The 14027-nt window shown below is 51.9% G+C and carries 15 protein-coding genes; all 15 read left to right on the forward strand.

The annotated features are described in order from the left end of the window. Positions 1–73 precede the first annotated feature (73 nt). The 15 genes from BSEL_RS07470 (at position 74) to BSEL_RS07540 (ending at position 13974) form a co-directional block, all read left to right on the forward strand. Positions 74–835 carry a prepilin peptidase gene (locus tag BSEL_RS07470; protein WP_013172380.1) on the forward strand — a complete coding sequence of 254 codons (762 nt, stop codon included), beginning with the start codon at positions 74–76 and terminating at the stop codon, positions 833–835. Positions 836–989: 154 nt separating this feature from the next. Then, complete coding sequence (gene pilM / locus BSEL_RS07475) at positions 990–1973, forward strand: type IV pilus biogenesis protein PilM (RefSeq protein ID WP_013172381.1); 984 nt, start codon at positions 990–992, stop codon at positions 1971–1973. Beyond that, the gene (locus BSEL_RS07480; protein ID WP_013172382.1) at positions 1974–2630 is read left to right on the forward strand and encodes a PilN domain-containing protein; all 657 of its coding nucleotides are present in this window, start codon (positions 1974–1976) and stop codon (positions 2628–2630) included. It begins immediately after the preceding gene. Further along, on the forward strand, positions 2623–3387 hold the full coding sequence (locus tag BSEL_RS07485) for a hypothetical protein (protein ID WP_013172383.1): 765 nt from the start codon (positions 2623–2625) through the stop codon (positions 3385–3387). Before BSEL_RS07480 ends, BSEL_RS07485 begins: the two co-directional genes overlap by 8 nt. A 39-nt stretch (positions 3388–3426) precedes the next feature. Next, positions 3427–3759 carry a hypothetical protein gene (locus tag BSEL_RS07490; protein WP_013172384.1) on the forward strand — a complete coding sequence of 111 codons (333 nt, stop codon included), beginning with the start codon at positions 3427–3429 and terminating at the stop codon, positions 3757–3759. A 33-nt stretch (positions 3760–3792) separates the two neighbouring features. Then, positions 3793–5220: an aspartate ammonia-lyase gene (gene aspA / locus BSEL_RS07495; protein WP_013172385.1), complete on the forward strand. Its 1428-nt coding sequence runs from the start codon at positions 3793–3795 to the stop codon at positions 5218–5220. Between the two features lie 125 nt (positions 5221–5345). Continuing rightward, positions 5346–5909 (forward strand): Maf family protein, encoded by a 564-nt coding sequence (locus tag BSEL_RS07500; RefSeq protein ID WP_013172386.1) that lies wholly within the window; start codon positions 5346–5348, stop codon positions 5907–5909. A gap of 34 nt (positions 5910–5943) precedes the next feature. Next, a complete protein-coding gene (gene radC / locus BSEL_RS07505; protein WP_013172387.1) occupies positions 5944–6630 on the forward strand; it encodes a RadC family protein in 687 nt (228 codons plus the stop codon). A 403-nt stretch (positions 6631–7033) separates the two neighbouring features. Beyond that, the gene (locus BSEL_RS07510; RefSeq protein ID WP_013172388.1) at positions 7034–8071 is read left to right on the forward strand and encodes a rod shape-determining protein; all 1038 of its coding nucleotides are present in this window, start codon (positions 7034–7036) and stop codon (positions 8069–8071) included. 16 nt (positions 8072–8087) lie between these two features. Continuing rightward, on the forward strand, positions 8088–8954 hold the full coding sequence (mreC, locus tag BSEL_RS07515; RefSeq protein ID WP_013172389.1) for a rod shape-determining protein MreC: 867 nt from the start codon (positions 8088–8090) through the stop codon (positions 8952–8954). Next, complete coding sequence (mreD, locus tag BSEL_RS07520) at positions 8951–9478, forward strand: rod shape-determining protein MreD (RefSeq protein WP_013172390.1); 528 nt, start codon at positions 8951–8953, stop codon at positions 9476–9478. Before mreC ends, mreD begins: the two co-directional genes overlap by 4 nt. A gap of 36 nt (positions 9479–9514) precedes the next feature. Then, positions 9515–10252 carry a septum site-determining protein MinC gene (locus BSEL_RS07525; protein WP_013172391.1) on the forward strand — a complete coding sequence of 246 codons (738 nt, stop codon included), beginning with the start codon at positions 9515–9517 and terminating at the stop codon, positions 10250–10252. Between the two features lie 38 nt (positions 10253–10290). Then, positions 10291–11097 carry a septum site-determining protein MinD gene (minD, locus tag BSEL_RS07530; protein ID WP_013172392.1) on the forward strand — a complete coding sequence of 269 codons (807 nt, stop codon included), beginning with the start codon at positions 10291–10293 and terminating at the stop codon, positions 11095–11097. A 383-nt stretch (positions 11098–11480) separates the two neighbouring features. Next, positions 11481–12845, forward strand: a complete 1365-nt coding sequence (locus BSEL_RS07535; protein WP_013172393.1) for an ABC transporter substrate-binding protein — start codon at positions 11481–11483, stop codon at positions 12843–12845. A 139-nt stretch (positions 12846–12984) separates the two neighbouring features. Continuing rightward, on the forward strand, positions 12985–13974 hold the full coding sequence (locus BSEL_RS07540) for a LacI family DNA-binding transcriptional regulator (protein ID WP_013172394.1): 990 nt from the start codon (positions 12985–12987) through the stop codon (positions 13972–13974). Positions 13975–14027 lie beyond the last annotated feature (53 nt).

Below are 14027 nucleotides of genomic sequence, written 5' to 3' on the forward strand. Positions count from 1 at the left end.
GCCGGTTTGTTTCTTTATCTTATCCCCTTACCGGTTTCATTTTGGACTTTAAAAATGAAAGGAGATTATTCGTGTGGATGGGTTGTGGTTCACCTATTTTGTCATTACCGGACTTGTAATGGGCTCCTTTTATAACGTTGTCGGCCTCCGCGTCCCTGCCGGCGAATCCTTTACCGGCAAGGCCCGATCCAAATGCCCGTCATGCGGGAAAACACTCGGTGCACCGGAACTGATCCCGGTCCTTTCCTGGTTCTTGTTACGGGGAAGATGCAAGGGCTGCGGGAAGCGGATCTCCCCGATGTATCCCCTGATGGAGCTTGTTACCGGGGTCTTGTTTGGTCTGGCCTTTTTACATATCGGGCTCAGTATGGAGCTTGTCGTGGCATTGCTCTTCTTGTCGATGCTCGTGATCATTACGGTGAGTGACCTCTCAACGATGCTTATTCCTGACAAGGTGCTGCTTTTTTTCGGGATACCGATCCTTCTCTTACGTATGTCGGTGGCGCCTTTGGATCCTTGGTGGACAGCCTTTGCCGGTGCCGGGCTTGGATTTGGTATTTTGCTTCTTCTCGCAGTCGCGTCACGCGGCGGAATGGGAGGAGGGGATATTAAACTTTACCTCGTCATCGGTTTTGTGCTCGGACCGATCGAGACGGTGCTGTCACTGTTTCTCGCGGCACTCGTGGGACTCGTGTATGGCCTTCCCCGAATTGTGAAGAGACAGACGGGGCGTGGGAATCCGATTCCATTCGGTCCGTTTATTGCCCTCGGGGCTGTGATCGCCTACTTTATGGGGGGTGCGATCCTTGACTGGTATGTCGGTTTGCTCTTTTAAAAGAATCCGTCAGAAAGTGCAATCTGCGCTGTATATTGTCATGTTTTTACTGTAGAATAGGGACTAGACGGCACGGATCAAGACCGGTAGTACCGGATCGGTGCCAAAGACCCGAAACAATCGTGTATGTCAGAGAGAAGGCAGGGATGCAGGAATGGATATCGTATTAAACAAACCGACGAAGCATGTCATGATCATCCACGATCACGTCATTCGCTACGTGAAAGGAAGAGGGAGCACCCTTGACGATCTGAAGGTCGTGCGGAACCGTTTTTTGCCCCCCGGGACGATCGAGGGTGGCGTCATTAAAGAGACGGAAACGTTTCAGGCGATCATCGGTGAACTGAAGCGGCAATACAAGATGGCGAAGGGTGAACTGTACATAACGCTGCCGAATGAGACGAACCTCATCCGGCGTCACCAGGTACCGGCGGATGTGCCGGATCACGAACTGAAGGGGTATATCTTCAATCAGCTTGGGAAAGAATTGCATTTGCCGATGGAAGACCCTGTTTTTGATCTCTGTATCATGAGTGAACAGAATGCCGAGAAGGATCTCCTCTTGTTCATCACAGCCCAGGAGATCATTGACAGCTATTTGCGTCTCTTTTACGAACTGAAGCTTGAACCGGTGGTCTTGGATTACGCGGCGATTTCCCTTGAGCGCTTCATTGAAGGAACCGGGGCTGCGTCTGTCGAGGGGCATTACGCCCTCGTGACGTGCTTTCCTACCGCCGTGACGGTGACGATCTTTCACGGTGAGTTCCCGCTGATCACGCGAACGATCCCCACCATGGTGAGTGCGGATCATTGGCAGGTGAACGGGGAAGCGAGCGATGACATTAGCTGGACGGGTCCGATGGATGAACTGGAGAGCGCTTGGCAAGACAACGGGGCGGAGATCGAGCGTCTGTTATCCTTTTACCAGTTCAACTACCGGCAGGGAGAAGGCGGCGTGGACCGGGTCATCATAACGGGTGATCATCCGGAGCTGAACCGGTTCTTCCATCACGTTTCGGAGCGTCTTGACGGGCCTGATGTGAAGCTTCTTGACGTTATGATGGATAAAAAAGGCTTTACGATTGACCCTCACCACTTCGAAGCCGTGGGATTACTGATGAAGGGTGAGGTGAAGTAAATGGCTGTTGAGATTAATCTGTTACGTAAAGGCACGAAAAAAACCTCAACCTTCCGCTCGGCGATGATTCTCGCCGTTCTCGTCGTGATCCTGATCAATCTACTGATCGTTTATGTCGGGGTACAGGCGGACCGGGAAGCGGCGGCTCTTGAACAGGAGCGCCTGATTCTAGAACAACAGGCCGAAGCGCTGAATCAGGAAATTGCCGAGCTCTCCGTCGGGGAACATCAGCTGTTGTTTGATGCCGTGGATGAAGTGGAAGGGATGATGATTTCGTCTTCACAGCTTCTTTTGGAGATGGTGAGACTCATGCCGGAAGAAGGCTATATGGTCTCCTATGACTATGTCTATCCGGATACGCTCTCCATGTCATTCATTTATCTTGAGCTTCCGCAGGTCGCGTATTACCTGGATGCCCTGACGGCGTCCCCTTATGTCGACAGCGTCGATGTGCAGACGATCACCGGTGAAGCGATGGAAGAAGCGGTCATGGAGGACGCTGAGGCAGAGGAAGAAGATCTGCCGTTCTGGTATGAAGAGTTCCTCCCGAACTATTTCACAACCTATGACATCACCCTCGATGTCGCGGCTCTGATCGATAGAGATACGGATGAAAGCGAAGAAGAGGACGATGAGGAGGGTGATGACGATGAATAGACGGGAACGTGTTCTGCTTTATATCGTCTTCGGACTTATTGCCCTTGCAAGTTTTTACGGATCGTATACGCTGGTGACAGGACCCGCCATCGATGAGCGTGACCGCCTCGAGCGGAGCGTGGAAGCGGAAGAGGCTCAGGTCGATGCCCTCGAGGTCCAGCTTCTTGAGCGCCAGCGGGAATTTGAAGCGGGGGATACGAATACGGTGAATGCCCAGCGGAAGATGCCGGTTCCGCCGTTGACCGATCAGGTGCTCCTCGGGCTGAATCAGGCGCAGGAACTGAGTGGTGCCGTGATCCAGGACATCTTCATCAGTACGGAAGACGTGGTTGAACCTTTGCATCTCCTTACTGCGGAGGAAGACGAAGCGGCCGGAGGGCAGACGGCGGAGGATCTGATCGCAGAGAGCGAAGGAGAGGCGCCGCCTGAGGAGACGGATCCTGCGGAAGAGGCTGTGGAAAACACGGCTCTTGACGGGGTGCACCGTCAGATCTTCACCCTCGACGTGAAGGTAAATGCCTATGAGCGTCTGGCTGCGTTTTTGAATGAGCTTGAGGCCCTTGATCGCATCATGAATGTGGAGATGATCTATTTCACCGGGGCTGACGAGGTACAGATTTTCGAAGGGGACAGTGATATCTTTTTTGAAGTCACCGTCGCGACGTACCATTATCCGGGGCTTGATTCCCTCTTGGATGAGACCCCTGAACCGCATTACCTGCCGTCACCGAACCGTGACCAGCCGTTTTCAGACTGACGGATATGCAGCTTTCTGACTGGAAGAAAGGAGCGGACGATGAAGAAGAAATCAGGAAGGATTATTTCTCTTGACCATCATCGTAAAGGGCGTACCGCTAATGAAGCCGAGACGAGCCAGAAGACAGCGGAAGGGAATAATCTCGTAGATTTCTCTTCCCGTAAGAAGCAAAAAGAGATTATGTTCGATATGTATGAGGACGACGGGGAGAGCTCCTCAGGACCGAGACTGCCCTTTCATGACCGCCGTCATCGGGCGATGACCGAGTACCAGCGGGGGCCGTTTTTCTGGATCCTTCTGATCGGTTTGCCCCTCGGTTTTTTTGCAAGTGTCGCGTTTATGTCCTGGCTTCTCATTACCTATTTCTATTAACGAAACCAACGGTTATAAAAGGAGATACTCAACATGGCAAATGAAGCATTATTTCGCGTGGAAAAAGATTTGATGGGAGAAAAAGAGATTCCTGTATCGGCCTACTACGGAATACAGACCGTCCGGGCGAAGGAGAACTTCCCGATCACGGGTTATCCGATTCATGAGGAACTGATCCGCTCGTTGGGCTATGTGAAAAAAGCGGCGGCGAAGGCGAATATGGAAGTGGGTGTGTTGAACAAGCGGATCGGGGAAGCGATCATGAAGGCCTCTGACGACGTCATCTCCGGGAGTCTCAATGAACACTTCATCGTCGACAGTATCCAGGGCGGTGCCGGGACGTCGATGAACATGAACGCCAACGAAGTCATCGCGAACCGGGCGATCGAGTACCTCGGCGGGAAAAAAGGTGACTACCTGAAGGTCAGTCCGAATACCCATGTCAATATGGCACAGTCGACGAACGATGCCCTTCCGACGGCGATCCATCTGGCCGGTCTGTTTCTCTCAGATGGGCTGATTGAGGAACTTGAAATGCTGATTGAGTCCCTTGCCAAAAAAGAAGAGGAATTCGACAGCGTGATCAAAATGGGCCGGACGCACCTCCAGGATGCCGTACCGATCCGGCTCGGCCAGGAGTTCGGCTCCTACCGTCGGCTGTTGAACCGGGATTTAAAACGGATCCAGCGCTCCGTGGATCAGCTCTATGAAGTGAACATGGGGGCAACCGCCGTCGGAACGGGCTTAAACGCGATGCCGGAGTACATCGAAGCGGTCACGAAGAACCTCGCGGAAATGAGCGGCATGCCGATTCACGGGGCGGAGAATCTCGTCGATGCGACGCAGAATACCGATTCCTACACACAGCTCTCGAGTGCGATGAAGATTATGGCGATCAACCTCTCGAAGATGGCCAATGACCTGCGTCTCATGAGCTCAGGACCAAGAACGGGCTTTAACGAGATCAACCTGCCGCCCCGGCAGGCGGGCTCGTCGATCATGCCGGGGAAGGTCAATCCCGTCATGTGTGAAGTCGTCAATCAGGTGTCGTTTCAGGTGATCGGTAATGACCAGACGATCAGTCTTGCTTCCGAAGCGGGGCAGCTCGAACTGAACGTCATGGGGCCGGTTCTCGTCTTTAATCTCCTGCAGTCGTTTACCGTTCTCCGAAACGGCATCCGTGTCTTCCGTGAATATGCGGTGGACGGTATCGAAGCCAATACGGAGCGGAACCGGGAGATGGTTGAGAACAGCGTCGGGATCATCACGGCGATTAACCCTCACGTCGGCTATGAGACCGCGGCGCGGATCGCCAAGGAAGCGATCCAGTCCGGCCGATCGGTCCGGGAGATCTGCATCGAGCGGGGTATCCTCTCGGAGGAAGAGCTCGACCGCATTCTCGATCCGGTGGAGATGACGAACCCGGGGATCGCCGCAAAGGAACTCATATTCGGCGAATGAATGTTTGTCTTTCCTGTGAACAAACACGGAATCGAATTGTTATTTCAGGAAGAGTTCATTATGATAAATAGTGAACTCTTCCTTTTATCACGGTGATTCATCTGATGATCAAAGGAGGAAAATGTATGCAACCACTGATACTCGCGTCCAAATCCCCGCGCAGGCAGGAGCTGTTGAAGCAGGTGAAGATCCCCTTCGACGTCATCCCGAGCGACGTGGACGAGGCGCAGTACCCCATGAAATCCGGACCGGAAGAGTATGTGGAGACCCTTGCCCGTGCCAAGGCCACCCACGTCCTTGATCAGCATCCAGACCGGACGGTTCTTGGCTCCGACACCGTCGTCGTTGTGGACGGTGAGATTCTCGGTAAGCCAAAGGACAGTCAGGACGCAAGACGGATGCTCAGGCAGCTCTCCGGAAAGGTGCACACAGTCTTAAGCGGCGTGGCCATTTTGAGTGAAGACGGGGAAACCGTCTTTCATGGCCGGGCGGATGTGCGATTTTTTCCGCTCACCGACGAAGACATTCAAACATACATAGACAGCGGTGAACCGTTCGATAAAGCGGGTGCTTACGGCATTCAGGGCTTCGGTGCGATGCTGGTGGAGGAGATCCGGGGGGATTACTTTACCATCGTCGGCATGCCGGTGGCCCAGGTGGTTCGTGCATTGCGTTCATTTTCACACTAACCTTGGTCCAAATGGACAAACAGGAGGAAATGACATGGCAATGACACTGACAATGAACGACGTCCCAAAGGTGGAGCGCCCGAGGGAACGCATGCTGTTTGAAGGTCCGGAGGCATGTACGAATCAGGATCTGATCGCGATTCTTCTCGGCTCAGGGACGAAGAAAGAATCGGTTCTCGATCTGTCGAACCGCGTGATCAGTCACTTTAACGGAATCCGTCTCCTTGAAGAGGCGACGATTCAGGAGCTTACGGCACTGAGCGGGATCGGTGAGGCGAAGGCTGTTCAGCTGAGAGCGGCCATTGAACTCGGGAAACGCATCCGCAGTTATCCGAAGGAAATGAAGTATGTGATCCGCTCCCCGAAAGATGCGTCGGATTTTGTGATGGAAGATATGCGCACGTTGACGCAGGAGCACTTCGTCTGTTTGTTTTTGTCGACGAAGAATCAGGTCATTCACCGGCAGACGATCTTCATCGGCAGTCTGAACATGAGCGTCGTGCACCCGAGAGAGATTTTCAAGGCGGCCCTTCGCTACTCGGCGGCTTCGATGATCTGCATTCACAATCATCCGTCCGGGGATACGGCTCCGAGTCAGGAGGACATCGATGTGACGAAGCGGCTCGTTGAAGTCGGCAAAACCATTGGCATCGACGTCCTTGATCACGTGATTGTCGGGGATCACAGCTTTTGTTCATTAAAAGAAAAGGGTTACGTCTGAAATTCCCGCACACACCTCGGTTCTGTAATGATATACTACAGAGCAGAGGTGTTTTTTGTACTTCAGAAATGTTTAACGCCGATAAAGGATGATCGTATACGTGCAACGGAGGCTTTCGCCATTGAGGCTTGGCGAGAAGCCGCGTTTCCTTTATGGCCCGGATGACACCGGCAGCTCACGATCGGCAAAGGCTTTGATACCTCAGGCTAGGAAGAATTGAGGAATTTCATGTGATCCATGTAAAACCCTACTCAATCAACCTCTGATTGAGTATAATAAGGCGTACCGGGTTTTGCCGGTATTGCTCATTGATGATAATCGATCAAAAAAATGACAAAACGATACGATGCTTATACGCACAGAAGCAAAAAGCTTCTTGACGATTGAAGGGAGAAATTGATTCATGTTTGCAGGATTTTCGAAAGACCTTGGGATTGACCTCGGGACAGCCAATACACTCGTTTATGTAAAAGGAAAAGGCGTTATTTTAAGGGAGCCGTCCGTTGTGGCGATCCGTCAGGATACAGGACATATTGAAGCCGTCGGCAGTGATGCACGGAATATGATTGGGCGTACACCGGGAAATATTGTGGCGATTCGTCCGATGCGGGACGGTGTGATTGCAGACTTTGACACGACGGCGACCATGATGAAGTATTTTATCCGTCAGGCACTCAGAAACCGCTCGATTTTCACGCGAAAACCGAATGTCATGGTCTGCGTACCGTCCGGCATTACGGCCGTTGAGAAGCGTGCTGTGGAGGATGCGACGAAGCAGGCAGGCGCCAAGGAAGCTTATACGATTGAGGAACCGTTTGCCGCAGCAATCGGGGCGAATCTGCCGGTATGGGAACCGACGGGAAGCATGGTTGTTGACATCGGTGGCGGTACGACGGAAGTGGCGATCATCTCCCTCGGGGGGATTGTCACAAGCCAGTCCGTCCGCGTGGCCGGTGATGAGATGGATGAGTCCATCGTGCAGTATATCAAACGAACATACAGCCTGATGATCGGGGAGCGTACAGCGGAATCGATCAAGTTCGAAATCGGCTCGGCATCGAAGGAGCATCCGGGTGGCGATATGGATATTCGCGGCCGGGATCTCGTCACAGGCCTGCCAAAGACAATGACGATTACCGGCAGTGAGATTGCCGGGGCTCTTGAAGATACGGTCAATGCGATCGTCGCTGCGGTCAAGGATACCCTCGAACAGTCTCCGCCTGAACTCGCAGCGGATATTATGGACCGGGGTATCGTTCTGACGGGCGGCGGTGCGCTCTTAAAGAACCTCGATCACGTCCTTGGCAACGAGACGAATATGCCGGTACACGTGGCGGAAGATCCCCTTGACAGCGTGGCGATCGGGACCGGTAAGGCCCTTGAGAACCTCCATCTGTTCCGCTCGAAGGCGGGCATTACCGCACGTTCAAATCGAAAATAACAAGTAGGTGTCCGAAATGCCTTCATTTTTTTCCAATAAACGTCTGATTGTCCTCCTGGTGTGCCTGGTGCTGCTCGTTGGCCTTGTTGGGTATTCCATGAGTGACCGAAAAGCGATGACACTCCCTGAACAGCTTGTGACAGATACGGTCGGAGCCGTGCAGTCCGCTTTTTCAAGACCCGCTCATTTTGCAGCGGGTTTCTTTGAGGATATGCGTGACATCCGAAACGTCTTTGAAGAGAACCGTTCATTGAAAGCGCAGCTTGATGAATATGCCGCCCTTCAGGTGGAAGTCAGTGAACTGAGACGGCGCAATGCTGAACTCGAAGGTGCTGCGGGACTTGAAGAGGATCTCTATGACTTTACCGTCCGCACAGCCCTTGTCATTCAGCGTTCACCGGACCGGTGGAACGAGCAGGTGGGGATCAATAAAGGAGCGCAGCACGGGATTGAGGAGAATATGGCTGTGGTCACGAGCCAGGGACTGATCGGGAAGATCAACCGGGTGTCCCAGTTCTCATCCACAGTACAGCTCCTCAGTGACCAGGCGGTGACCAACCGGATTTCGGCGATGGTTACCGGAGGCGATGAGACCGTATACGGGTTTATCGAAGGGATCGATCATGACAGCGGTGCGCTTCGTTTTGCGAAGATCGACATCGATGCAGAGATTGAACCGGGCGAGACGGTGACGACGTCAGGACTCGGCGGAATCTTTCCCCGGGGCCTCGTCGTCGGGGAAGTGCTCTCTGTGGAAAATGATGAATTCGGTCTGACACAGACGGCTCTCGTTGAACCGACGGCGGATTTCTATCACATTGACTACGTACAGGTCGTTGAGCGCGGTGCTTCTTCACTTGAGGAGGAAGGTGACGGAGAATGATCTTCCGCTATGGCTTTCTCATCCTCCTTTTTGCGGTCTTTGTCCTCGAAGGAACCGTCTATCAGGTGTTTGCACCGGATTTCCGGGGCTCAGATCAGCTGTATATTCCCCGGCTTTTGTTCATGCTGATTATTACGGCAGGGATTTTCCGCGGAAGGGGTTATGGCCTGTTGTATGCCGTAATCTTCGGTGCCTTCTACGATATCGTCTATTCCGAGGTGCTCGGGGTTTACACATTCGGGATGGGCTTTACGGCTTACTTTCTGTCATTGTCCTATCCGGTTGTGAAGCGTAATTTATCCATCGTTGTGGCCATTACCGTTTTCGCAGTTGCATTCCTAGAATATTATGTTTATGGTATGATGAGCTTAGTCGGCATCACCACGGTTTCACACGAGTTTTTTTTCTGGTCACGCCTCGTGCCGACACTGATTATGAATGCTGTTATCATCATTGTGCTCGTCTGGCCATTGAAGAAATGGTTTGACTATGTGGAGACGAGACTGAGTCATTCCGAACCGTAACACAAACCGTGATTCTGCAAAGAGAGGTGCAAACCGATGTCAGAGGGACAAGAAGAAGTGGAACTCGTCCAGATCCGAGGCACGAAGAGCGGCCTCGCCATTCAGCTTGACGATCAGGCAGAGTGGGATAAAGTCACGGAGCGGCTTAAGCGGATCCTTGACGATCAGCCAACGAATCATTCAACGGTCAGCGCGTCCCTGGTTATGGGCAAGCGCTACGTCACCGACCGGGAAACGGGCCGTCTCTGCGCATGGCTGAAAAATCAGTACAATCTTGATATTCACGATGTGGATAAAGAAGTCATTACCCTTGAAGAAGCCAATGCGATGATTGAGGAACAGACCTTTCATCAGGAGATCCGCATGGTACGTTCGGGTCAGGTATTGGACGTAAAGGGCCATGTCCTTCTGATTGGTGACGTCAATCCCGGCGGCCTGATTCGGGCAACGGGAAACATATACATATTGGGCTACTTGCGGGGCATCGCCCACGCAGGGGCCTCAGGGAACGAAGAAGCCGTCGTATGCGCGGCGTTTATGGAACCCCGTCAGATTCGTATTGCCACCTCGATCTACCGTTCACCGGACGATGAGCCTGAAGAGGACTTGGATGCGGTCAACGAAAAAAAGGAGCCGGTGGATACAGAGCCGGATCAGGGGACACTTGAATGTGCCTTCCTGAATGAGGATCGGCAAATGACGATTGAACGCATACAGAAGCTGCCGAAGCACCGGGTCAAGGTCGATATGGCGTTTCAGTATGCCAATGGGTAACGGCTCTTAATGGAGCAGATGAAAGGGGAGAGTAGAACATGGGAGAAGCCATCGTGATAACATCAGGAAAGGGCGGGGTCGGCAAGACGACGACCACGGCGAACATCGGAACCGCCCTTGCCCTGTCCGGAAAAAAAGTCTGTCTGGTGGATACGGACATCGGGCTGCGTAATCTCGATGTGGTTATGGGTCTCGAAAACCGTATTATCTATGACCTGACGGATGTCATTGAAGGAAGCTGCCGCATTCCGCAGGCACTGATTAAAGATAAGCGGTTTGAACACCTCAACCTTTTGCCTGCGGCCCAGACGAAAGACAAGACGGCAGTCAATCCGGAAGATCTCGCCTGGCTTGTGTCAGAGCTCAAGCAGGACCATGATTATGTCCTCATCGACTGCCCTGCCGGGATTGAACAGGGATTCAAAAATGCCATCGCCGGTGCGGATCACGCCATTGTCGTGACGACTCCGGAAGTGTCGTCAGTCCGTGATGCGGACCGGATTATCGGCCTTCTTGAACAGGAAGACCGGATTCAGTCGAAGCGGATGATCGTCAACCGCATCCGAAGCCGCATGGTGCAGGCGGGGGATGCCATGGATGTGGATGAGATCGTCACGATTCTCGCCATCGATCTGTTGGGGATTGTGCCGGATGATGACAGTGTCATCCTCTCGTCCAATAACGGCCAGCCCATCGTCATGGATCCGAAAGCAAAACCGTCCATCGCCTACCGGAATATCGCCAGGAGGCTGAACGGGGAGAGCGTGCCGCTGATGAGCTTTGAAGAGGAACCGGGGATGCTTGACCGTGTGAAGAAAATGTTCTCTTTTTCAAAAAATAAATGATCCGTTCCTGACGATTTCTCCCGCCAGTTTTCTGGACCGGGAGATTTTTTTGTCCTTAGGGAAATGTTCCTTTTGGCTCCTCCTTGAGAAGCCCGATAACAGGGCTTCGGTGTGAGATTTTGTAACAGCTGATCCTTAGAGCGGCAAGGGGTTCGCCCTTGGAATGTCAAATACACTAAAAAAATATCAAAAAAAGTTTCATGAAACACTTGAAAACGATACCATAACGAATTATAATACGAAGTATGAAAACGATTACAGGTAACCGTCAATGACTTTTATTCGAGAAAACGAAGGAAAGGGGATTGATTTTTTATTCACCAAACCTGAAATCGTTATCATGTTGATCACGTCTATTTATTAATCAAAGGGGGCAACAACACATGAAAGTATGGAAAAAGGTAGTCACAGGTTCTGTCGCTTTGACAATGGCGGGCGCACTCGCAGCCTGCGGGAACGATGGCAACAACGAAGAGAACGCACCGGCCAACGACCCGGCGGATAATAACGCCAACGAGAATGATGCCAACGACAATGACAATGCCAACAGTAATGAAGCTGCTGAAGACCAGGAGGAAGTCACAATCACATACGCACGCGGCTATGATGCAACAGGCGCAACGGATGTACTGATTGATGCATTCATGGAAGAGCACCCTCATATTACGGTTGAATTCCGGGAAATGCCGGCTGACACAGGTCAGTCCCATGACCAGTACGTAACGGAGTTCAGTGCAGGTGATGACACGATCGACGTCTTTGATGCCGACGTTATCTGGCCGGCAGAATTTGCTCAGGCGCAGTACGTCCTGGAACTTGACCGCTTTATTGAGCGCGACGGCATTGACATGGATGAATTCTTCCCTGGAACCGTTGAAGCAGGTCAATACGAAGGCCGCCAGTGGGCGATGCCGAAATTTACCGATGCGGGCGTTCTTTACTACCGCTCCGACATCGTGGACACACCACCTGAAACGTGGGACGAGCTGATCGAAATGGCTGGCGAGTACATGGGTCAGGAAGGTACTGAATACGGTTACCTGATGCAGGCGAACCAGTATGAAGGCCTTGTCGTGAACGCGGTTGAGTTTATCGGTGCATACGGCGGAGCAGTTCTTGACGAGAACGAGAACGTTGTCGTAAACTCTCCGGAAACCGTAGCGGCCATTGAAAAGATGGTGGAAATCGTTAATTCCGACATCACACCAAGCAACATCAACAACTTTATGGAAACTGAAACACACAACGCCTTCCTGAACGGCGATGCAGTGTTTGCCCGTAACTGGCCTTACATGCAGGCGATGACTGAAAATGAAGAAGAGTCCAATATCGTGGGCAATTCCGCATTCTCCCTTCTTCCGGCAGGTGACGCAGGAAGCGCGTCCGGTCTCGGCGGATGGATGACGATGATTAACCGTAACTCCAACCACCCTGAAGAAGCGTGGGAGCTGATGAAGTTTATGTCCAGCTATGAAGGACAGAAGATTTCAGCTATCGAAGGCGGAAACGCGCCAACAATGCGTTCCCTTTACGATGACGAAGAAGTTCGTGATTCTGCGCCACTCTTTGCGGACGAAGGCTTTGTAGAGACGCTTGAGAATGCAGTACCGCGTCCGGTTTCACCAATCTACCCACAGATTTCCGACCTGATGCAGATCGAAATTTCCCGTGCTCTTGCGGAAGATATCACACCACAGGAAGCCGTGGAAAATATGGAACAGGCAATTACAGACGCACTAGCTGAATAACATCAACGGTGCAGGGGGATGTTGAACACTCTGTTCACATCCCCCTAACTGTTTATAAGGATGAACTCTGCTATAATGAAAGGTGGTTCCGTTTTCAAGAACTGACCAAGTATTTTATAGAGATCGGCAGGAGATGGCAATGGCTACAATCAAAGAAGTCGCAAAACGCACTGGTATGTCACCTACGACCGTATCCAGAGTCATAAACAATCATCCGTATGTCGATGATAAAAAACGGAGAATCGTGCTTGAAGCCATGGATGAACTGGGCTATGTGCCGAACTCTTCAGCAAGAAGGCTGCGGGGCCAAAAGACGAATACGATCGCTGTCATTATCTCACGGATCGTCAATCCATTCTTCAGCCACCTGGTTGATGCCATGGAACTGATTGCAGGAGAGAAAGGCTATCAGCTGATTCTCTGCGATTCGAGGCTCGATAAAGAGCGTGAACTGAGACACTTGGAACTTTTGAAAGCAAAGCAGGTGGATGGTGTCATCCTCGCATCGCTTCAAAATGACTGGGAGACCATCAAGCCGTTTACGAAATACGGACCGATTGTGATGTGTAACGAATATGACCGTCGTGCCGAACTGCCCATGATCAGATGCAACCAGTATGAGGGCGGCTATATCGGTACGAAACACCTGATCGAAAAAGGGCACACGAACATTGCCTATGCTGGCGGTGCCAATCGCATTGAACTCACATATGACCGTTGGAAAGGATTCATGAAGGCCATGGATGAGCATGGACTGACGATTCCGGATGAATGGATGTTTCCGAGTTTTTACGGGATCGAGGATGGGAAGAATATTTTCCACAGGATCTATGCCATGCAAAATGGCCCGACTGCGATTTTTGCCGGCGGTGACGAAGTGGCAGCAGGTATTATTCAAGAAGCGAAACGGTTTCATTGCCGTGTTCCTGATGATCTGGCTGTCGTCGGATACGATGACCAGCCCCTGGCAAGTTTGATAGACCCGGGGATCACGACGATTAATCAGCCGACAAAACTCATGGGGACAAGGGCAATGGAAATTATGGTGGACATGATAAAAAACCAGCGCAAAGTGACATTCAAAGAGGAAATCCTTCCACTGGAGCTTGTCATCAGGCAATCAACCTGATGGGAAGGGTCTGGTGACGGGGATTTCCATACCCTCTTCTGAAATCGATTTCA

It is taken from the genome of [Bacillus] selenitireducens MLS10 (assembly GCF_000093085.1).
Lineage (GTDB): Bacteria > Bacillota > Bacilli > Bacillales > Salisediminibacteriaceae > Salisediminibacterium > Salisediminibacterium selenitireducens.